Origin of the sequence: Chryseobacterium sp. MYb7, assembly GCF_002979455.1 — a bacterium.
Taxonomy (GTDB): Bacteria; Bacteroidota; Bacteroidia; order Flavobacteriales; family Weeksellaceae; genus Chryseobacterium.
Map to the genome: position 1 here is coordinate 74,438 of NZ_PCOU01000006.1, position 21,656 is coordinate 96,093.

Sequence of the window (21,656 nt, forward strand, 5' to 3'; positions counted from 1 at the left end):
GAGGAGCCATTTTACTTTTTATCAATTATTCATATTATCAATTGAGATTTAATTTTTTTTTAAGCTTATTCTGCTTTTTTAATCTCTAAATTAGATACACCAAATAGTAAACAATGTACGATATTATCATTATTGGAACTGGAGCAGGAGGCTCAACGATGGCCTATAAACTAGCCGACAGCGGAAAAAAAATATTGATCTTAGAAAGAGGGGGATATGTTCCGGTAGAAAAAGAAAATTGGAACTCTGAGGAAGTTTTTGAGAAAAACAGATATACAACTACTGATCTTTGGCTGGATAAAAATGGAGAGAGCTTTAGACCCGGAATGCATTATAATGTAGGAGGGAATACCAAATTCTATGGAGCTGCTTTGTTCCGGTTAAGAGAGGAGGATTTTAAAGAAATACAGCATTACGGAGGAGTATCCCCGGCATGGCCCATTCAATATAAAGATTTGAAAGAATATTATCTGGAAGCTGAAAAACTGTTTCATGTACATGGTAAAAGAGGCTCAGATCCTACGGAACCCTTTGATGAAGAGCCTTACCCTAATCCACCATTACCACATGAACCTAGAATTCAGGAAATTTTCGATGAACTGAAAAATTATGGCTTACATCCTTTTGAATTGCCTGTTGGAGTAAACTTTACTCCTCATACAACAGCCAACGCTCCTTATACGCTCGATCGCTTTGATGGTTTTCCCGATGCTTCCGAAAGAAAAGGAGATGCCCATCTTTGCGCGTTATCAAAAGCACTTGAATATCCCAATGTTGAGTTGATGATCAATTCAAAAGTAATACAACTCAATACTGATAGTTCAGGACAAAAAGTTACAGAGGTGATTGTAGAGCAAAATGGTGAGACTAAAACATTCACTTCCGATATGGTGATTCTTTCTGCAGGAGCCATCAATTCAGCAGCAATTCTGCTGGAAAGTAAAAGCGAGCAATTTCCTAACGGACTTGCCAATACCTCAGATCAGGTGGGAAGAAATTATATGTTTCATCAGAATACTGCATTAATTGCACTCTATACAGAACACAATCCTACAAAATTTGGGAAGACATTTGGAATCAATGATTTTTACCATGCAACCACTCAATACGAGTTTCCTTTAGGGCATATACAGATGCTGGGAAAATCAGATGAACATCAGATTAAGGCAGATAGTCCGGTTGCAGCACCAGGATTCACTTTTGAGCTAATGGCCAGACATGCTGTTGATTTCTGGATGACTTCAGAAGATCTGCCGGATCCTGAAAACAGAGTAACAGTAGAAAACGGACAGATTAAACTAAGTTACACAGAGAATAATCAAAAAGGACATGAATTTCTTAAATCAGAATTAATTAAAGCTTTAAAAGCATCCGGAAAGTTTGAAAGCTTCCTATTCAAAGGCTATTATTTCAGTAAAGGAATGGATATTGCTTCTCCAGCCCATCAAAATGGAACAACAAAAATGGGACTGGATCCGTCAAGCTCCGTAGTAGACATTTATTGTAAAGCACATGATCTTGAAAACCTTTATATTGTAGATGGCGGCTTTTTTGTATCCAGCGGAGCGGTAAATCCTGCATTGACCATTGTTGCAATGGCATTGAGAGTAGGAGAGCATATTAAAAAAACTTTTTAAAAAAAATTCAATAGGAGTGGGCTTTAGTCTGCTTTCTCTTTAGGTGTTTTTAACCCATACTTAGAATTCAGATCCTATATTCTGGATTTCCTATTGATTATAAAAATTAAATGCCCCTTATACAAGAGGCATTTAATTTTTTATAGTCTTTTAAGTACCAAAGTATACACATCATTAATACCATCGGAATTAATGTCATAAGAATCCTCTGCAAACTCTAATTCTGTGTCAGTTAATTTTTTTACGGGATAAACTCTCGTTGTTCCATTGAGGTATTTAACCTGAACTTTTTTAGAAACTGAGTCATAGGTGTAATCAGAAATATTATCGGAATCAAGAGTACATTGTCCTTCTGTATTTTCAGAGTATATTATTTCATGCCATTTACCAGTGGAGCTAATATCAAGTGAGCCTTTTTTATCACATGGATTGGCATCAGAAGAGCTGCCGGGAATGGTGCTTCCGTCTTTACCAGAATATGCCATATACTTAGCTGCCTGCCATTTTCCAGCAATACTAGGTTCATTTGTTGTTACCGTGTCATCATCATTGCTGCATGAGAACATACCTAACGTCGCAATACTTAAAAATAGTGCTTTTTTAATCATTTTTTTTCGTTTGTGTTAAATCAAGACAAATGTAACTATTTTGTAAATCCAAAAATGATGTAGCTGATAGAATTAATTCTAAAATTCAATTTTCTGATAATCAATATATTGACTTCTATTTACCTACTTGTGCGTTATTTGAAAAAAGCTTTCTTCACAATCACGTTTTTTTACTCTTTTTATCCTTTTATTCTTTCTTACCTTACATCAACTTTTAAAGCACCCACATCCCGTACATTTGTACTATAAATAATCACAGAAATGAAAACAGTATATCATAAAGCAGATTCAAGAGGCCATGCCAATCACGGATGGTTAAATTCTTACCATACATTCAGTTTTGCCAACTATCAAAACAGAGACAGAACAAACTTTGGAGTTCTAAGAGTATTAAACGATGACACCGTTTCTCAGGGAATGGGTTTTGGAACACACCCACACAGGGATATGGAAATTATTTCAATTCCTTTGGAAGGCGATTTGGAACACAAAGACTCAATGGGAACTACAGCGGTGATCAAAAAAGGCGAAATTCAGGTGATGAGTGCCGGAACCGGTGTAATGCACAGCGAATACAATAAAAATAAAGATGAGGAAGTGAAATTTCTTCAGATCTGGGTTTTCCCGAAAGAGCAGAATGTTGAACCAAGATATGATCAGAAAAGCATCAAAGAAGGCGAAAAAATCAACGGATTCCAGCAGATTTTATCTCCCAATAAAAATGATGACGGAGTTTGGATTCATCAGGATGCATGGTTCAACTTAGCCAATTTTACAAAAGGAAACGGTAAGAATTATATGCTCAACAAAAAAGGAAACGGAGTCTATGCATTTGTTCTAAAAGGAAGTGCTAAAATAGGAGACCGTGTTCTGAATGAAAGAGACGGATTGGGAATCTGGGATACCCAGAGTTTTAATATCGAAGCTGTGGAAGACACCGAAGTATTATTAATGGAAGTCCCAATGGAACTGCCGTCTTATCTTAAATAAAAAACTAAATTTGTAATCTTAAAAATAAACCTCACATATGAAAATCTTAGCAATAGCAGGAAGCAACTCAGAAGTTTCAATGAACAAACAATTGGTTGCTTACGCATCAACATTATTTGAAAATGCAGAAGTAGAAGTAGTGGATCTGAATCCTTTCGAAATGCCAATCTATAAACATGAAAGAGAATTAGCAGGTGGTGTTCCTCAGGAAGCTCACGATTTTGCCTCTAAAATTGATGGTGCTAATGTATTGTTGGTAGCTTTGGCAGAACACAACGGAACATACTCTACAGCATTTAAAAATGTGTTCGACTGGGTGTCGAGAATCAAAGACAGAACAGTTTGGAATGAAGTGCCTATGTTATTGATGTCTACGTCTCCGGGAGGTAGAGGTGGCGCAGGCGTTTTGGAAGCTGCATCAAAGCGTTTTCCTTTCCACGGAGGAAATGTGGTGGAAACTTTTTCACTTCCATTCTTTAATGATAATTTTGATAAAACAACTCATAAAATTTCTAATGAAGAGAAAATCAGTGAGTTGAAAGAGAAAATAAAGAAGATTGCGGCTATTGAAACCATCCTTGAAAAATAGAATTTGAATATTCATTTAAAATTACTATTTTTGCAAAAAGAAAAGAGATGAAAATTCAGACCTCCTATAAACAATGTTTTTCTCATAAAGGGAAAATTGTGGGCTCTGAAATTCTGAGATAAAATAACGGCCGATAATCTGAAAAGATTGTCGGCTTTTTTGTTTTCTAAAATCAAGTATAAAAGTAATTGAAATATTAAAAGATAAGAAGACTCCAGAAGCAGTTACTAGATCATAAATAGTATGAAATCTGAAATCCGATATCTAAAAATCTAAGCAGACATGAGCAACACTTACAAATCAGCAGGAGTAGACAAAGAAGAAGGATACAAAACGGTTGACAAGATCAAAAAAGCGGTCGGTGAAACCCATAATTCCAATGTACTGAACCACTTGGGAAGTTTTGGTGCTTTCTATGAGATCGGTGGATACAAAAATCCGGTTCTTGTATCAGGAACAGATGGAGTAGGAACAAAGCTTAAAGTAGCTTTAGATACCAAAAAATATGATTCTATCGGAGTAGATTGCTTTGCAATGTGTGCCAATGATATTCTTTGTCACGGAGCAAAACCTTTGTTCTTCCTTGACTATCTGGCTTGCGGAAAGCTTGATTCAGAAATTGCTGCAGAAATCGTTTTAGGAATGGTTGCCGCTTGTAAGGATAACAACTGTGCATTAATTGGTGGAGAAACTGCTGAAATGCCTGGAATGTACCAGCCGGGAGATTATGATGTTGCAGGATTCTGTGTAGGAATTGTAGAAAAAGATCAGATTATTGACGGTTCTACCATCAAAGCAGGTAACAAAATTATTGCATTGCCAAGCTCAGGATTCCACTCAAACGGATTCTCTTTAGTAAGAAAAGTATTCCCGAACTTCGAAGAAGAATTTGAAGGAAAACCTTTATACGAGACTCTTTTAGTTCCTACAAGACTATACTACAAAGATATTCACAAAGTATTGGAAGAAGTAAAAGTAAGCGGAATTGCCCACATCACAGGAGGTGGTCTTTACGAAAACGTTCCAAGAATTATTCCTGAAGGACTTTGTGCTTCTATTGATGAATCAAAAATCAGAATTCCTAGCGTAATGCTTGAGCTTGAAAAGAGAGGTGAAGTAGCTCGTGAGGAAATGTACGGAACATTCAATATGGGTGTAGGGATGGTAATCGTTGTAGATGCTGAACATGCTGAGAAAGTATTAAACCTTCTTGATGATGCTTACGAAATCGGAGAAATCACTGAAGGAGCAGAGAAAATTAATTTAAAATTTTAGAAGCTTAATCCCGCTTTCCGCTATATCTTTTTTACCAGAGCTTTTTTACAAAGCCATTTCAAAAAAGGATGCCGCTGCAATCGGGGCTAATTAAAGAAAGTCTTATCAAAGTTCTAAACCCCTTGACAAGGCTGCCAAAAAAATATGAAGAACATCGTTGTACTCGTATCCGGCTCAGGAACCAATCTGCAGAGAATCATTGATACTATTGAAGCTGGGGAAATCCAGCATGCAAAAGTAACATTGGTGGTCGCAGACAGAGAATGTTTCGGACTGGAAAGAGCAAAGAATCACAATATAGAAAATATACTGATTCCAAGAGGAAAGAATTTCAGCAGTGAATTGGCTAAAGTAATCCCAGAAAATACAGATTTGATCGTATTGGCAGGATTTTTATCCATCTTGAAATCTGAATTCTGTGAAAACTGGAATGGTAAAATAATCAATATTCATCCTGCTTTGCTTCCGAAATTCGGAGGAAAAGGAATGTGGGGAATGAACGTTCACAATGCAGTTATTGAAGCCAAAGAAGTAGAGAGTGGGGCGACTGTACATTTTGTAACACCGGGCATTGATGAGGGAGAAGCTATTCTTCAGAAAGCTTTTGAAGTAACCGCCGATGATACTCCTGAAAGCCTGGCTCAGAAAGTTCACCAGATTGAATATGAAATATTTCCGATAGCGATCAATAAAGTCCTGGGAAATAAATAATGTCAAAAATTTTTTGACAGGAAAAATAGAAAAATCTAAGTAAAATAAAAGTAAGTTCGGAGGTGAAAGACCCGGACACAGTTTGAAATAGCTGTAAAAAGTAAAAAATCGAAAGTAAAATGAGTAAAAAGAGAGTTTTAATCAGTGTTTCTGACAAAAGTGGATTAATAGAATTCGCGCAGTTTTTGGAAGCTCAGAATTATGAGTTGATCTCTACAGGAGGAACGTTCAAACATTTGAAAGACGCTGGTTTAAATCCTATTCAGATTGATGAGGTAACCAATTTCCCTGAAATGCTGGACGGAAGAGTGAAAACTTTACACCCGAAAGTTCACGGAGGATTGCTGGCTGTTCGTAACAACGAAGTGCACATGAAAACCGTTCAGGAGCACGGAATTGATCTGATTGACATGGTAATTGTAAACCTTTATCCTTTCTTTGAAAATGTAAACAAAGACATTTCTTTACATGAAAAAGTAGAGTTTATCGATATCGGAGGCCCTTCAATGCTTCGTTCTGCAGCTAAAAACTTTGATTCTGTAACAGTAATCACTGATGTAGAAGACTATGCAGCAGTGAAAATTGAAATGGAACAAAACGGTGATACATATATCGAAACCCGTAAAAAGCTTGCCGGAAAAGTATTCAACCTTACCTCTGCGTATGATGCTGCGATTTCAAGAATGCTTTTAGATGAAGAGTATCCTACTTATCTTAATGCTTCTTATAAAAAAGTGGCTGACTTAAGATACGGAGAAAACCCTCACCAGACTGCAGCTTACTATGTTTCTACTTTCGAGAACGGAGCCATGAAAGACTTCGAACAGCTTGGAGGTAAAGAACTTTCTTTCAACAATCTTCGTGATATGGACCTTTGCTGGAAAGTAGTCACTGAGTTCAAAGAAGAAATGGCTTGTTGTGCCGTAAAACACTCTACACCTTGTGGCGTGGCGATTGGAGCTTCAGCTTTGGAAACGTACCAGAAAACTTTCGAATGTGATCCGGTTTCTATCTTTGGCGGAATTGTTGCAATGAACTATAAAATAGACGCAGCAACGGCTGAAGAATTGAATAAAACTTTCCTTGAAATTGTAATGGCTCCTGAATTTGATGAAGAAGCCCTTGAAGTTTTAAGAAAAAAGAAAAATCTGAGAATCATCAAAATCGTAAACCCGGTTTCAGACAAACAAACTTGGGTGAAAGTAGACGGCGGTATCCTTGTTCAGGATAATGACCTTCACTTTTCAGATGATATCAAAGTGGTAACTGATGTACAGCCTACAGAAGAACAGAAAAAAGCATTACTTTTCTCTCAGAGAGTTGTGAAATATGTGAAGTCTAATGCAATCGTAGTTTCCAACGGAATTCAGGCATTCGGTATCGGCGGCGGACAGGTAAACAGAATCTGGGCGACTCAGCAGGCTATCGAAAGAGCAAAAGAAAAATTCTCCGGAGATTTGGTATTGGCTTCAGATGCATTTTTCCCTTTCCGTGATGTGGTAGATTTCTGCGCTCAGGAAGGTATCAAGGCCATTATTCAGCCAGGTGGAAGTGTAAAAGATCAGGATAGTATTGAAGCTGCAAATGAGCACAATATTCCAATGATGTTTACAGGGGTTAGACACTTTTTCCACTAATTAAAATAGAATTAAAAAATAATTAGGGATTGTATTTTTAGCATTCAAAATTATATATTTGTAAAATAAGACTAGATAATAATATAAAGTATGAGAATATTAATCATAGGTGAAGGCGGTAGAGAATCTGCTTTAGCGGCAAAGCTTCAGAATGACTCAAGAATTTCTAAAATGTTTTTTGCCAACGGGAATGCTACTACCGATGTAATAGGGAAAAATGTTCATTTATCGGAAATCAAAGAACTTAGAGATTTCGCCATTAAAGAAAAGATTGATCTTACGATCGTAGGTCCGGAAGCTCCTCTTGTAGCGGGTATTAAGGACGAATTTAAAAAACACGATCTTAAAGTTTTCGGTCCTACTCAGAAAGTAGCGAGCCTTGAAGGTAGTAAAGCTTTCTCTAAGAAATTTATGCAGACCTATGATATCAAAACAGCTAAAGCTGTAGTATTTGATTCATATAACGAAGCTATAGAGTATGTGAAGACCCAGCAGTATCCTTTAGTAATTAAAGCAAGTGGTTTAGCTGGAGGAAAAGGTGTTGTGATCTGTGATACTCTGGAAGAAGCTGAAGCTACGATCCATGATTTTATGATCAGAAGAATCTATGGAGATGCTGGTATTCGTTTAGTTATTGAAGAATATTTACAAGGTTTTGAAGCGTCTATTATTGCTTTCTCTAACGGAGATAAATTATTTCCATGTGTAGCAGCAAAAGATTATAAAAAAGCTGGAAACGGAGATACAGGACCTAACACAGGAGGTATGGGTTCAATCGCACCAAGTCCGGAATTTACTCAGGAGCACTATGCAGATTTTGAGAAAAATATCTTAGAACCTACCATTAAAGGTCTTAAAGCTGAAGGTTTCGGATTTAAAGGAATCATCTTCTTCGGATTGATGGTAACGAAAAACGGAGCTTACCTTCTTGAATACAACATGAGATTCGGAGATCCTGAAACTCAGGTATTGATGGCGTTGATGGAAAACAATCTTTTGGATGTGATCCAGGACTGTATGGAAGGAAAAGATATTCAGCTTAAATTTAAGGACGAAAAAGCAATTTGTCTTGTAATGTGTTCAGGAGGTTATCCGAGAAACATCGAAACAGGTTTCGAAATTACAGGAGAAGATAAACTAAAACATAGTAAACTATTATATGCAGGAGCAATCAGCAAAGGAGACAAAGTGGTTTCCAACGGTGGTAGAGTTCTGAACATTGTAGCTACCGGTGCTACTTTCGAAGATGCCCGCAAAAAAGTTTACGAAGATGCAAGTCATGTACATTTCGATTACGGCTTCTATAGAGAAGACATCGGAAAGTTTTAATAAAAATCACGAAAAAAGATTTGGAGCCATTCCAAGTCTTTTTTTGTAAAACAGTTAAGTAAGCAATAAGCTTTATGCTACAGACAGTATGCTTATTGCGGTATAGAAAGCTTATAGCCTATTGCTTAAAGCTTTTAATTTAATCATCATTTATCAATTATCAACAATGAACAACGGTATTATTATTTTAGATTTCGGATCCCAGTACAACCAGCTTATCGGAAGAAGAATCCGTGAGATGGGCGTATATTCTGAGATCTTGCCTTACAATACACCATTACAAGATATTTTAGCAAAACAGCCAAAAGGAATCATCCTTTCCGGTGGACCAAGCTCTGTAAATGCAGAAAATGCCCACCTGGTTGAAAAAGCTTTATATGAGCAAGGAGTTCCTGTGTTGGGAATCTGTTACGGAATGCAGATGACTGCTCACCTTTTAGGAGGTAAAGTAAACAAAGGAGAAAAAGGAGAATACGGTAAAGCAAACTTAGAGATCGTTAAAGAAAGCTCTTTATTAAAAGGAGTTACTCAGAACTCTGTCGTTTGGATGAGCCACTTTGACGAAGTAGGAGAATTACCTGCAGGTTTTGAATTAAACGCAAAATCAGGAGTAATTGCTTCTATCTCTAATGAAGAAAGTAAAATCTATTGTGTTCAGTTCCACCCGGAAGTTTCTCATACAGAAGAAGGAGGGAAAATGCTTGAAAATTTCGTTTTCGGAATCTGTAATTCAGAGAAAAACTGGAAACTGACGAACTATATTGAAAAAACAGTTGAGGAAATCCGTGAGAAAGTAGGAGACAACAAAGTAATCCTTGGACTTTCTGGTGGTGTAGACTCTTCTGTAGCGGCTGTTTTGATTCACAAAGCAATCGGTGATCAATTGACTTGTATCTTCGTAGATACAGGATTATTGAGAAAAGATGAAGGTAAGAAAGTAATGGATCAATATGGAGAACATTTCCATATGAACATTAAAATGGTGGATGCTCAGGATAGATTCCTTTCAAAACTAGCTGGAGTAGACGATCCTGAAGCGAAAAGAAAAATCATCGGTAATGAGTTCATCCATGTATTTGATGAAGAATCTCACAAAATTGAAGGCGCTAAATTCTTAGCTCAGGGGACTATTTATCCTGATGTTATCGAGAGCCAGTCTGTAAACGGACCATCTGCAGTAATCAAGTCTCACCACAACGTTGGAGGACTTCCTGAAGATATGGAATTCGAATTATTAGAGCCATTAAGAGAACTTTTCAAAGACGAAGTAAGAAGAGTAGGAGAAGAATTAGGGATTCCTCACCACATGGTATACAGACACCCTTTCCCAGGTCCGGGACTTGGAATCAGAGTATTGGGAGCGGTAGATGCCGAGAAAGTAAGAATCCTTCAGGAAGCTGATGATATCTTCATTGAAGAATTATACAAAAACGACCTTTATGAAAAAGTATCTCAGGCATTTGTAGTCCTTCTTCCTGTAAAATCTGTAGGGGTAATGGGAGACGAAAGAACTTACGAATACACCGCTGTAGTTCGTTCTGCTAATACCATCGACTTTATGACAGCAACATGGAGCCGACTTCCTTATGAGTTCTTGGATACTGTTTCAAGCAGAATTATCAACGAAGTAAGAGGAATCAACAGAGTAGCTTACGATATTTCAAGCAAACCACCAGCAACGATTGAGTGGGAATAATTTTTGACTTGAATTAATGATATAAATCCTGTCCGTTTTGGGTGGGATTTTTTTTGTTAAAACTGTTTCAATGAAGAAATGATCAGTAAAATATTTAAAGCAATTAATAAGCAGTATATCAGTTTGAAGAGTATATGCTTATGGAAAATGACATAACTTATTAACATGGTAACTATTAAATAAAAGTAAATAAAACTTTTTGCTTCCTGAGGTTTTATTTCAGATGCTGAAAATAAGTTTAAATTATGCGAAACATTGACTGATGTGTCAGCATAAAAGATTCTTAAAATAAAAATAATGGTGACGCTTATGAGTAAAGTTACTGCGTATGGTTTCATTAGCTAATAAAATTTAATATAATCATTACTCTCCGATAAAAAGTATAAATACATTGAAAATATCAATATTTACTGCATGAATTAACAGGCCGCTCCTTCGGAGCTATAATTTTAAAACAAATATGCCCTATTAACAGTTAGCTCCCAGTGGAGCTGGATTTGATCCCGTCGGGATCTGCTGTTAGTAGAAAAAAAGAAGTTCCCATAAAAATAAAGCTCCGGAGGAGTGACCTGCTAATTATGCTTTAATTGAGTCGGATAAGAATGATTTTTAATTGACATTGTAAAAATAAAAATCTTCAGCAGAAAAAGCGTTCAGGTTTTCCATAAAATCAAAATAAGCATTATAGATGTCAGAATCTGCAGACAGATAAGGATTAGATAGAGTATCGACAATAATGTATCCTATATTATGAAATGCATGAAGAACATTTTTTATTTGTAAAGCATATTGGCTTTCTACAAAGATCAGAGGATAATTCAAACAGATATATCCGATGGCTTTATCTCCTGAGAATAGGGCGGTGGATTTTTCTGTATCCATTTCTATATTAATACTATAATGGGGTTTAAGTGTCTCCATTACTGCGCGAATGTTTCCAGTAATTATTTGAGTGAACTGCTGCTTGTAAAATCTCGGTGATATCCACTGTTAAATGTTGTATAAATAGTTGGGAAGTACTTTTCTATAAGGATTAAAGTAAAATATTTTCACTAAATTTAAGTAAAATTACATCAAATGCAAATAGAAACAAGAAACCTGACCCTTCAGGATTATAATGAGCTGGCGGAAACGATGAAAAGGGCCTATCCGCAAATGTCGGAATCCATTTGGTCCAAAAAAAGTATTGATAAGCTTACAAAAATGTTCCCTAATGGACAGATTTGTATCACTGTTGACGGAAAACTTGCTGCTGTAGCACTTTCTATCATTGTGAATTACGATGAATTCGGGGATGACCATACTTATAGTGATATTACGGGAAATTATACGTTCAATACCCATACTTCTACGGGAAATGTTCTGTATGGAATCGAAGTTTTTGTAGACCCGGAGTTTCGTGAATTACGCTTAGGAAGAAGGTTATATGATGCAAGAAAAGAACTTTGTGAATTGTTAAATCTTAAATCTATTGTTCTTGGTGGCAGAATCCCGAATTATCATAAATACAGCCACGAGTTTTCTCCAAGAGAATATATCCGGAAAGTAAGAGATAAAGAGATTTATGATCCGGTATTGTCTTTCCAGCTTTCCAATAATTTTCTTCCGATAAGAATCCTGAAAAAATATCTTCCTGAAGATGAGGCATCGAGAGAAAATGCCGTTCTTTTGCAATGGAACAACATCTACTACAGCAGAAAGCCAAATACGATGCAGGACAGTATTATCCGCCTTGGATTGGTACAATGGCAGATGAGGCACTTCAAAGATATAGATGCTTTTTATGAGCAGGTGGAGTTTTTCGTGAATGTAATGGGAGACTATAAATCCGATTTTGTTCTTTTCCCTGAACTCTTTAACACTCCTTTGCTGGCTCCTTTCAACAATCTTTCAGAAAGGGACAGTATGATAGAACTGGCAAAACTTACTGAAGAAATCAAAAAGAAAATTTCAGAGCTGGCGATCAGTTATAATGTGAATATTATTTCTGGAAGTATGCCTGTTTTTGATAATGATAATAATGATTTGTATAATGTCAGCTATCTTTTGCACCGTGACGGGCGGGTGGACGAATACCGAAAAATTCACATTACCCCGAACGAGAAGAGATATTACGGAATGAAAGGCGGAAATGAAATCAAAGTTTTTGATACCGACTGCGGAAAAATAGGTCTTGTGATTTGCTATGACGTAGAATTCCCGGAATTACCAAGAATTTTGGCTGATCAGGGGATGAAAATCTTGTTTGTCCCGTATCTGACAGATACCCAGAATGCCTACATGAGAGTACGCCACTGTGCTGCCGCAAGAGCTATAGAAAATGAATGTTATGTAGCCATTGCCGGCTGTGTAGGAAATCTTCCGAAGGTTAATAATATGGACATCCAGTTTGGTCAGGCTGCCGTATTTACCCCTTCTGATTTTGCCTTCCCATCCAATGCCGTGAAAGGAGAAGCTACGCCCAATACAGAAATGACTCTGATTGTAGACGTAGACCTGAATCTGTTAAAAGATCTCCATCACAATGGATCTGTTCAGGTGATGAAAGACCGCCGAAAAGATCTGTACGAAACCTATCTTAAATAACAAAACAGAATGCGAAAGCATTCTGTTTTTATTTTACCTAAAATTTCTTTGAGTGAATTACATGTACTCAGGACATACTACAGCAGGGCAGATCAGTCTTGGGCATCTTGGTCTTCCGTCTGTTGGGCAACACTGGTTGGAGCAGTTTCCGATAATGATTCCGCTTCCTGCAATCCCTTTTAATTGCTCTCTTGAAAGTTTGTTGTTACGTAAATTTTTCATGTTCTAATACTTTTGGTTTGTTTTATTTGTACGGTGTAAATATATTAATTTTTACAACATATGATGGTTTTTTTGTTTTTATGATGAATTTAATTCTTTAAAATATTGATTATGTGTTGTTATTTTTAATTTTATATGTTGGCGTTGTTGTAATTATTCTTTTCATAAAGGAACAATTTTTGGAGTAAATTGCACCTACTATTGATACACTATGTTTGATAAGCAACAAAGAAAACTGAAAAGATCCGCAAGACTAATTTCCGTATTGAGCAAATATGGATTTAAAGATATGCTGGCAAGGATGAACGGAGGGAATAAGCAGGAAGAAACTTCCAGTTCGGACGAGATCATTTCAAAAGGAACCGTTTACGAAAGAATAAGACTGGCGCTGGAAGAGCTGGGACCTACCTTTGTAAAATTGGGTCAGACATTCAGTAACAGGGAAGACCTTTTGCCACCGGAATTGATCCAGGAGCTGCAAAAGCTTCAGGACAAAGTGGAAACGGTAGATATGGATGTAGAAGAAGCATTAGAAAGTGAATTCAATATTTCTGTTAAAGATTATTTCCTGGAAATTCAGAAACAACCTCTGGCTACAGCTTCCATTGCACAGGTTTATAAAGCTGTTTTGAAAGATGGCAGTCCTGTTATTTTAAAACTCAGAAAACCCGATGTCCAGTCAGTCATTGAAGATGATTTGCTTTTAATCAAAGATATTGAAAAACTGATCTCTGCTTATTCGGAAATAGGAGAGAAGCTTAATATGAAACAGGCCATTTCTACCTTTGAAAAATCATTGCTGGAAGAGGTTTCTTTGACAAATGAAAGAAATAATATTCTGCAGTTCCGCCTTAACTTTAAAAATAATAAAGAAACTTACGTTCCGAAGGTTTATGAAGAATTTTCCAACAACAATATTCTTTGTATGGAATTCATCGATGGAATAAAAGTTACCGATAAATCACTTCTTTTAGCTAATAATATTGATCCTGTAAAAGTTTCTGAAGCTGGGTTAAGACTGTTTGTTTCCCAAATCTTAGATTACGGATTCTTTCATGCTGATCCTCATGCCGGGAATATTTTAGTAAAAAAAGACGGTAAAATTGTTTTCATTGATTTTGGTGCGGTAGGAAAAATTCAGCCTAACGATAAAGAAATTCTTGAAAATCTTATTGTAAGTTTTGTTGCCAAAAATTCTCATAAAATAGTCCGTTCTCTTAAGAAAATGGCAGTAAGCTATGAAATTCCGGATGAAAGAAGGTTCGAAAATGATGTGGATGATATTCTGAATTTTGTTCATAGCTCATCATTACAGGATATCAATGTGCAGGTGATCATCAACAAGATGAAGGATATTTTAAAAGACAACAGGCTTTATATGCCGGATTATTTTTATCTTCTATTCAAAGGAATCAGCCTGATAGAAGGTGTTGGAAGAAGTATCAATCCGGATCTGGATATTGTAAAAAGTCTTCATCCCTACACAAAGAAAATTTTCACAAAGAAAATCAGCCCTAAAAATCTTTTAAAAACAGGAATGGATCGGATGATGAATTTCACAGATAATGTGGATGAAATCCCGAAAGAGCTTCGTTCTGTCCTTCAAAAATTGGATGAAAACAAGTTCACCGTTTCCAGTGAGATCAAAAATATAGACAAAACCAATCAATTGATTAAATCCAGTGTAATTAATCTTATTCTGGCCATGATTTTAGGAGCTAATATTATTGCAACGGCTATTGTTTTTTCTTCAGAATCTGGTCCCAGAATAGGAGAACTGTCTTTGGTAGCTATATTAGGATCTATCTTTTCTCTATTTTTGATCTTAATTCTCTTGTTAAGAGTCAACAGAAAATAAAATAGTCGGGGCAATTCTCGTGCCCCGACTGGATTGTGCTTTAAGTTGCATCTATTAGATAAAACCTATATTTTATTTTTTGATTACTTTGAAAACCTGATTGCTTTGCCCTTTTGTCTTTAAAAGATAAAAACCGGGTTTAAATTTTGCCAGATCAACAGTTATCTTAGATATCTTCAGGTAAGACTCTTTCTTTAAAAGCTTCCCGGAAATATCCAAAATTTCTAGCTCGATCTCTCGTTGAGATTTGCCGAACTCTATATTTACATACCTGTCTGTTGGATTTGGAAAATATTTAGCTTCTGTATTATTTTGGTTTATATCACTTACTTTTAATATTCCTTTAGTAAAATTTCTAGATATAATGCTTGACTGGTTACCAAAAATATCAGTTATATAAAACTTTATATAATAAGAATTATCAGGTAATGAGCTAACATCAAGGACATAATCTCTTTTATGGGGTATATTTTCACTTTTTTGTATTAGTGGAGCTCCTGTAAATTGAGGATTGTTATAAACTTCTGTATGATACGAAAATTGAGGCGCTTTAGACGTATTGATACTCCATATAAAGTTTAAATTGTTCCCTGAGTTTACTAAAGTGAGATCAGATACCTCACCTTTTGGGAAATAGAGATCAGGGGAAGCAGTATTGCTATTCAAATTAAGAGTAGCTCCGGAAGCATTATTAACGGGTGTCGTTGTGCCTCCTGCCTTCATAAAGTAGTAATCCGTCCCTGTACCCCCATCATAATTATTAATATAATTTGCAGCACCATCATCTGGAATACTTCTATTGAATTTAGCTTGTGAAAACGGAATCCATGATAGGCTGGAGTTTCTTTTCCATCCATATTTATGCTTCACTGCTCTTGCATTTGCTCCGTTTCCAAGCCAGTCTTCAATAAATGATCCGGTACGGGAATTAAATCTTACATTAGGCATTGGATAATCCATAGTGACAAGATGATACCATTGGTTCTCCGTATGTTTGTATATCCAAAATCCAAACATAGTATGACCATTATCATCCCATGAGCGTGTTACAAGTGAGTACCATTGATTTACATCCCATCCAAGATTAAAATTCCAAGATTTTAAGCCGGTGCCCTCTCCCCCGAATAATTCCACATTTGTTCCGGATAATGTATAAGCGGCTGTTATAGGTTGGTGGTTGGAAGGGTCCCATATGGAGTAAATAAAATTATGGCCATCCGGATGATCCTGGATGCCACAATAGCCGCCACCTTCTTCCCCTTCATTCCAACTGAGAGCACAATAATAAGCATATAATGGAGAAGGGTCATCTACAGAGATTGTATTAATTAATATATCACCTGGAAAATTATTTAGATAGTCCAGCCAACAGGAAGGAGCCCGGTCTTGAGAAAAGTAAAATGGGGTTATTAATGATAAAAATAATATAAAAGCAACTTTTTTCATATTTTTAAATTTTATGGTTTGTGATTGTTAAAATAATACTTTTATATAGTTTTTCTTGTTTTTTGTGTTAAGTTTTAATTATTTTCTTTATTTGATTAAATAATTGAATATTTTGTTTATTTATTGTAAATTATATTCTTTATTTTTAATTATTTATGGAATTTATAAAAGTGCTATAACCCGAGTTATGATCTTTTTGTTTCAGAATCAGCTCCCAAATTTGAAGAAATTCACTTTATTTACTATTGATAGGATTTGTCTTTTCCAAAGTAATGATTTAGCAGTTGACTTGATGGAAGTAAAAAATAGCCAAAGTAATTTTCATACCCTGGCTATCTTAATATATGTCATTTTAAACTACATTTTCATGTGTTTTTTTCATTTATTTATGAATAAATGTTGCTCGATAATGGTAATTGGGAGTGCTTAGGTTGACAATTTGAGGTAGTATTGGGCTTTCTACTTAAAGTTCTTCTGACCTCCATGATTCTTCCTTCTACAAATTAATTACCTATCTTTGCAAAATGGAAAAACTCACTTTTGCAGATTTTGACCTTCCGGTTAAAATTCTTGATGTTTTAGCGGATTTGGAATTATTTGAACCTACACCAATTCAGGAGAAGAGCATTAAACCTATTCTTTCGGGAAGAGATGTAATGGGAATTGCACAAACCGGAACCGGGAAAACATTAGCTTACCTTTTACCTGTTCTGAAAACATGGAAATACAGCAAGACAGGAAATCCAACTGTTTTAGTACTTGTTCCTACAAGAGAATTGGTAGTGCAGGTAACTGAAATCCTTGAGAAACTGACAGAAAATATTACTGCAAGAGTAATCGGAATATATGGCGGAAAAAATATCAATACGCAAAAACTATTGTTCAATGATGGTTGTGATATTTTGGTAGGAACACCGGGAAGAGTGATGGATCTTGCCATAGACAATGCTATTTCCCTGAAAGAAGTTCAGAAGTTGATCATTGATGAATTTGATGAAATGCTTAACTTAGGTTTCAGACCACAGCTTACCCATATTTTTGAAATGATGAAGGAGAAAAGACAGAATATTCTTTTCTCAGCTACCATGACAGAAGCTGTGGATGACATGCTGGATGTTTATTTTGCAAATCCGATAGAAATTTCATTGGCAAAATCAGGAACACCGCTTGAGAAAATTGAACAAACAGGTTATAAAGTAGAAAACTTCAATACAAAGATCAACTTATTGGAACATTTGCTGAAGAATGATACAGATATGTCTAAAGTGTTGATTTTTAATAATAATAAAAAGCATGCAGATCTTCTTTTTACTAAAATAGATGAGCTTTTCCCGGAGCAGTTTGATGTGATTCACTCTAACAAATCTCAGAATTACAGATTGAAGGCTATGAAAAGCTTTGAGAATGAAGAAATTAGAGGTTTGATTACAACGGATGTAATGGCAAGAGGTCTTGATATCTCAAACATTACCCATGTTATCAATTTTGAAACACCTGATATTCCGGAGCAGTATATCCACAGAATTGGTAGAACGGGTAGAGCAGACAAAGAAGGAAAGGCTATTACTTTTGTTACTAAAAAAGAGGAACCTTTAATTCTTGACATTGAGCTATTGATGGATAAAGAATTGAAGTTTAATGAATTCCCTGAAAATGTTAAGATTAATCCTAAAAAGATCGCCGCTGAAGAAGATCAGGTAGTTATGAAAAATCCTGCTCAGGTAAAACTGAATGATGGAGGAGGCGCATTCCACGAGAAGAAAGCTAAAAATACAAAAGAAAACTGGGGTGGACCTTCCAAAAGAAAAGCACCTAAGAAGTTTGGAGCCAACAGATCTCAGCAGAAAGCAATTTCGAAATCGAAAAGAAAGAAATAAAATAAAAAACTCCCGGCGAACCGGGAGTTTTTTATGGTATGAGGAATTAATTTTTATTTCAGGTAAGGAGTAATCACTTTCGTCCAGATTTTATATCCTTCCGGCTTAAAGTGAAGCATGTCTTCCACAAAAATATCTTTTCTTACATTTCCGTTAGCATCTTCCATTGCTTTTGTAACATCAATGAATTCTGCATTGGGTTCTTTTTTCATAAAAGCAGCAATCTTTTTATTGGCTATTTTCATTTGCGGCCAGATCACTTCTCTGCTCGGCGAATATTTGATTGATATATAATCTATTTCAATATTGGGAAATCGCTCACGAATTTTTTTGTAGAAAGCTTTATATCGGTCAACTACCACTTTTGCTTTAAGCTGGTGATTATCTGCAAAGTCATTTTCACCACAATAAATAATGATCTGCTTAGGCTGATAGGGAGCTAAAAGATCATTCGCAAAATCGTTAAGATCAGTAAGCCTTGATCCCCCGAACCCCCTGTTGATAATTGTTTTGCCAGGAAAGTAATCTGCTATATCAGTCCATTTGGTGAATGACGAGCTTCCCAGGAATAGAATAGCATCCTTTTGTGGTGGGTTTTGCTGATCCAGTTTTTTGAATTCCTGGATATCCTGCCAGAACATAGGTTTATTTTCCTGAGAAAAGGCAATAGTAAAACACAGCAATAGAAATGCTGTTAGAATCTTCTTCATTATATTCAGTTTTAAATTAGTATAAAAGTAATAAAAAACTCCCGATTAACGGGAGCTTTATGTTTTATCTTTTGTAGGTAACGTAAGGGACGTCAGGAACTTTATCTCCATTCATATCAAAGATTCCTGATTGCTGAGCCAGTTTTAAATCTTTGCCTGTCAAAACATCAACTCTGTAGTTTACTGAGCTGTCATCGCCAAGCTTAATTCCAATAACTTTTGAATCAGCATCGTAGGTATATCTTCCTTCAGTTTTCGGAGATGGAGTACAATCTGCACCGCTTCCTGTATACGCTGTATAGCTTACATAATAATCTGTTCTTAGGAAAAGAGTATTTTTGGTTGCACATCCTGTTACAACTTCAGAATAAAGCACTGTTTTATTATCTTTTCCGGAAATTACTTCCCTTTTAACTTCCTTCCAATCTCCCTTCATGATATCCATATCATAAGCTTCAAGATTGTCATCTTTACAAGAAGTAAGCGCCAAGGCAGAAAAGGCAAATAAAAGTAGCTGTTTTTTCATTTTCACAAATTTAAGAATATGCTAAAATATAAATAAATTTGAAATATTTGTAATGAAATAACGATTTTTTAAACGAATGTTTGTAAATTAAATAATTTTATGAATGTTGCGATATGAAATGAGAGTTTCTGGTCATATTTTTTTAGCTTGAAAATGAGTATAAGCGTTTACCTCCAAACCTCAAAATAGCATACCCCGAAACTCGTATCTCGCACCTTAAATCCTTTAATAACTCATCTCTACAATCCTATAAGCATCCTGAGGAGTCAGTTTTTTATACTCTCCAAGACCTAGCCAATTTCTATCTGTAAAGGCTTTTTCAACCTTTTCAGCAGTTCCGTTAAAATCTTCTGTATACTCGGATAGTTTAGTTTTGATGTGAAGACTGTGGAAGAATTCCTCCATTTTTTTGATTCCTATTTCTGCTTTTTCTTCTACAGTTCCGTCTTTAATTCCCCAAACTCTCTCAGCATACTGAGCCAGTTTTCCTTTTTTATCTTCGAAATTATAACGGTAATGAGAAGGTGCTATAATCGCAAGGGTTCTTGCATGGTCAATACCAAAATAAGCGGTCAGTTCGTGACCCATAGCGTGTACGGCCCAGTCTGTAATCACTCCTTTCTGAATGAGTCCGTTCAGAGCCATTGTACAGCACCACATAAAGTTTCCGGCGGCATCGTAACTGAAGTCATCAGCCAATACTTTAGGAGCTGTTTCCTGCAGGCTGATCAGAATGCTTTCTGCAATTCTTTCCTGAAGGTCAGCAGAAGAAGGAGCTGTCATATACTGCTCCAAAACGTGAGTGTAGGCATCAGTGATTCCGTTTACAATTTGATTTTTTGGAATTGATCTGATAACTTCCGGATCTAATACTGAAAACTGAGGGAAAAGCCCAGGTCCTCCTGAAGACAATTTCTCATTGGTTTCTCTTCTTGAGATCACATAACCAGAATTCATTTCTGAACCCGTTGCAGGCAGTGTTAAAATACTTCCGAAAGGCATTCCCTGTCCTTCAAATGTTCTTACTGATTTTCTCAGAATCTCCCACGGTTCACCATCATAATTGGCTGCTGCAGAAAGGAATTTTGTTCCATCAATCACAGATCCACCCCCTACAGCTAGTAGATAAGTAATATTTTTTTCTTTAATGAAGCTTAATGCATTGATCAGGATTTCATATTCCGGATTAGCAGGAACTCCGCCAAATTCATATACTTCATGGCCTTTCAAAGCTTCTTTTACCTGGTCGTAAACACCATTGTTTTTGATGCTTCCACCACCGTAAATCATTAATATTCTTGCGTCTTTGGGGATTTCGTTGGAAATTTTAGCGATTTCGCCTTTCCCGAAAAGTATTTTTGTTGGGTTTTTAAACTCGAAATTAAGCATTGTTCTAAATTTATTTTAAGTCAAATTTACGGAATGAAAAAGGAAAAGTGAGTTAATGAAATTTTAAAATTGCTATTATTCATTTTTATGAAAGCTATTGCCTTGAGCTGCTTTGATTCCTATTTTTCTATTCCTTTTTCATCTCAAGATTACAGTTCAGAAGAAAGATAGGCTTTTGCTCTTTTTATAAAAGCTTCCTTGTCCTTTTTAATATCTTCCAGTAGTTTTTTCCGATCATCTGGAATGGTCAGATACTGATCGCCCCAAAGATTGATTTCTACAATCACGGGAATAAGATCTATCCCTTTCTGAGTCAGAAAATAAAGAATTTTTAGTTTGCTGTCCGGATGATCTTTTTTACCAATAATTCCATTGTCTAAAAGATTTTGAAGTCTTGTAGCCAGAATATTGGTTGCGATTTTTTCATCAGCTTTGAGGAAGTCACCATAAGTACATTCCTTTTTCAGCATAAGATCTCTTATGATGAGCAGAGACCATTTGTCACCCCACATTTCCAATGAACAGCTGATCGGGCAGTCGGATCTTTTTTTACTCATTTTTTTAATTTAA

19 protein-coding genes are annotated in these 21,656 nt (G+C 35.9%); 11 read left to right on the forward strand and 8 right to left on the reverse strand.

The annotated features are described in order from the left end of the window. Nucleotides 1-113: 113 nt before the first annotated feature. Nucleotides 114-1,637 carry a GMC oxidoreductase gene (locus CQ046_RS07005; RefSeq protein ID WP_105701563.1) on the forward strand — a complete coding sequence of 508 codons (1,524 nt, stop codon included), beginning with the start codon at nucleotides 114-116 and terminating at the stop codon, nucleotides 1,635-1,637. A gap of 140 nt (nucleotides 1,638-1,777) precedes the next feature. Here the strand turns inward: CQ046_RS07005 and CQ046_RS07010 are convergent, their stop codons facing one another. Beyond that, a complete protein-coding gene (locus tag CQ046_RS07010) occupies nucleotides 1,778-2,245 on the reverse strand; it encodes a lipocalin family protein (protein WP_123906581.1) in 468 nt (155 codons plus the stop codon). Nucleotides 2,246-2,506: 261 nt separating this feature from the next. Between CQ046_RS07010 and CQ046_RS07015 the strand changes: the two genes are divergently transcribed. From CQ046_RS07015 to guaA, 7 genes are all read left to right on the forward strand, one after another. Then, complete coding sequence (locus tag CQ046_RS07015) at nucleotides 2,507-3,235, forward strand: pirin family protein (protein WP_105701565.1); 729 nt, start codon at nucleotides 2,507-2,509, stop codon at nucleotides 3,233-3,235. Nucleotides 3,236-3,272: 37 nt separating this feature from the next. Then, on the forward strand, nucleotides 3,273-3,824 hold the full coding sequence (locus tag CQ046_RS07020; RefSeq protein WP_105701566.1) for an NADPH-dependent FMN reductase: 552 nt from the start codon (nucleotides 3,273-3,275) through the stop codon (nucleotides 3,822-3,824). A 282-nt stretch (nucleotides 3,825-4,106) separates the two neighbouring features. After that, complete coding sequence (purM, locus tag CQ046_RS07025; RefSeq protein ID WP_105701567.1) at nucleotides 4,107-5,099, forward strand: phosphoribosylformylglycinamidine cyclo-ligase; 993 nt, start codon at nucleotides 4,107-4,109, stop codon at nucleotides 5,097-5,099. 144 nt (nucleotides 5,100-5,243) lie between these two features. Then, on the forward strand, nucleotides 5,244-5,810 hold the full coding sequence (gene purN / locus CQ046_RS07030; protein ID WP_105701568.1) for a phosphoribosylglycinamide formyltransferase: 567 nt from the start codon (nucleotides 5,244-5,246) through the stop codon (nucleotides 5,808-5,810). A gap of 119 nt (nucleotides 5,811-5,929) precedes the next feature. Beyond that, complete coding sequence (gene purH, locus CQ046_RS07035) at nucleotides 5,930-7,447, forward strand: bifunctional phosphoribosylaminoimidazolecarboxamide formyltransferase/IMP cyclohydrolase (protein ID WP_105701569.1); 1,518 nt, start codon at nucleotides 5,930-5,932, stop codon at nucleotides 7,445-7,447. A gap of 90 nt (nucleotides 7,448-7,537) precedes the next feature. Beyond that, entirely contained in the window at nucleotides 7,538-8,776 is a 1,239-nt protein-coding gene (gene purD / locus CQ046_RS07040; protein WP_105701570.1) for a phosphoribosylamine--glycine ligase, read from the forward strand. 148 nt (nucleotides 8,777-8,924) lie between these two features. Further along, nucleotides 8,925-10,472 (forward strand): glutamine-hydrolyzing GMP synthase, encoded by a 1,548-nt coding sequence (guaA, locus tag CQ046_RS07045; RefSeq protein WP_410493420.1) that lies wholly within the window; start codon nucleotides 8,925-8,927, stop codon nucleotides 10,470-10,472. 609 nt (nucleotides 10,473-11,081) lie between these two features. On the opposite strand, the gene CQ046_RS07050 is transcribed toward guaA, so the two are convergent. After that, nucleotides 11,082-11,393 (reverse strand): hypothetical protein, encoded by a 312-nt coding sequence (locus CQ046_RS07050; RefSeq protein WP_123906582.1) that lies wholly within the window; start codon nucleotides 11,391-11,393, stop codon nucleotides 11,082-11,084. Between the two features lie 156 nt (nucleotides 11,394-11,549). Here CQ046_RS07050 and CQ046_RS07055 point away from each other — a divergent pair, with 156 nt between their 5' ends. Then, entirely contained in the window at nucleotides 11,550-13,058 is a 1,509-nt protein-coding gene (locus CQ046_RS07055; protein ID WP_105701573.1) for a carbon-nitrogen hydrolase family protein, read from the forward strand. Between the two features lie 57 nt (nucleotides 13,059-13,115). Here the strand turns inward: CQ046_RS07055 and CQ046_RS23515 are convergent, their stop codons facing one another. Then, entirely contained in the window at nucleotides 13,116-13,280 is a 165-nt protein-coding gene (locus tag CQ046_RS23515; RefSeq protein ID WP_165790479.1) for a hypothetical protein, read from the reverse strand. A gap of 211 nt (nucleotides 13,281-13,491) precedes the next feature. Here CQ046_RS23515 and CQ046_RS07060 point away from each other — a divergent pair, with 211 nt between their 5' ends. After that, entirely contained in the window at nucleotides 13,492-15,138 is a 1,647-nt protein-coding gene (locus CQ046_RS07060; RefSeq protein ID WP_105701574.1) for an ABC1 kinase family protein, read from the forward strand. A gap of 72 nt (nucleotides 15,139-15,210) precedes the next feature. Here the strand turns inward: CQ046_RS07060 and CQ046_RS07065 are convergent, their stop codons facing one another. Further along, the gene (locus CQ046_RS07065) at nucleotides 15,211-16,584 is read right to left on the reverse strand and encodes a DUF3472 domain-containing protein (protein WP_105701575.1); all 1,374 of its coding nucleotides are present in this window, start codon (nucleotides 16,582-16,584) and stop codon (nucleotides 15,211-15,213) included. Between the two features lie 524 nt (nucleotides 16,585-17,108). Here CQ046_RS07065 and CQ046_RS07070 point away from each other — a divergent pair. Next, nucleotides 17,109-18,461 (forward strand): DEAD/DEAH box helicase, encoded by a 1,353-nt coding sequence (locus CQ046_RS07070; RefSeq protein ID WP_105701576.1) that lies wholly within the window; start codon nucleotides 17,109-17,111, stop codon nucleotides 18,459-18,461. A gap of 53 nt (nucleotides 18,462-18,514) precedes the next feature. On the opposite strand, the gene CQ046_RS07075 is transcribed toward CQ046_RS07070, so the two are convergent. The 4 genes from CQ046_RS07075 to CQ046_RS07090 form a co-directional block, all read right to left on the reverse strand. Continuing rightward, entirely contained in the window at nucleotides 18,515-19,171 is a 657-nt protein-coding gene (locus CQ046_RS07075; protein WP_105701577.1) for a GDSL-type esterase/lipase family protein, read from the reverse strand. A 64-nt stretch (nucleotides 19,172-19,235) separates the two neighbouring features. Continuing rightward, the gene (locus CQ046_RS07080; protein WP_105701578.1) at nucleotides 19,236-19,697 is read right to left on the reverse strand and encodes a lipocalin family protein; all 462 of its coding nucleotides are present in this window, start codon (nucleotides 19,695-19,697) and stop codon (nucleotides 19,236-19,238) included. A gap of 225 nt (nucleotides 19,698-19,922) precedes the next feature. Then, complete coding sequence (locus tag CQ046_RS07085; RefSeq protein ID WP_105701579.1) at nucleotides 19,923-21,086, reverse strand: iron-containing alcohol dehydrogenase; 1,164 nt, start codon at nucleotides 21,084-21,086, stop codon at nucleotides 19,923-19,925. Between the two features lie 149 nt (nucleotides 21,087-21,235). Then, nucleotides 21,236-21,643 (reverse strand): winged helix-turn-helix transcriptional regulator, encoded by a 408-nt coding sequence (locus CQ046_RS07090; protein WP_105701580.1) that lies wholly within the window; start codon nucleotides 21,641-21,643, stop codon nucleotides 21,236-21,238. Nucleotides 21,644-21,656 lie beyond the last annotated feature (13 nt).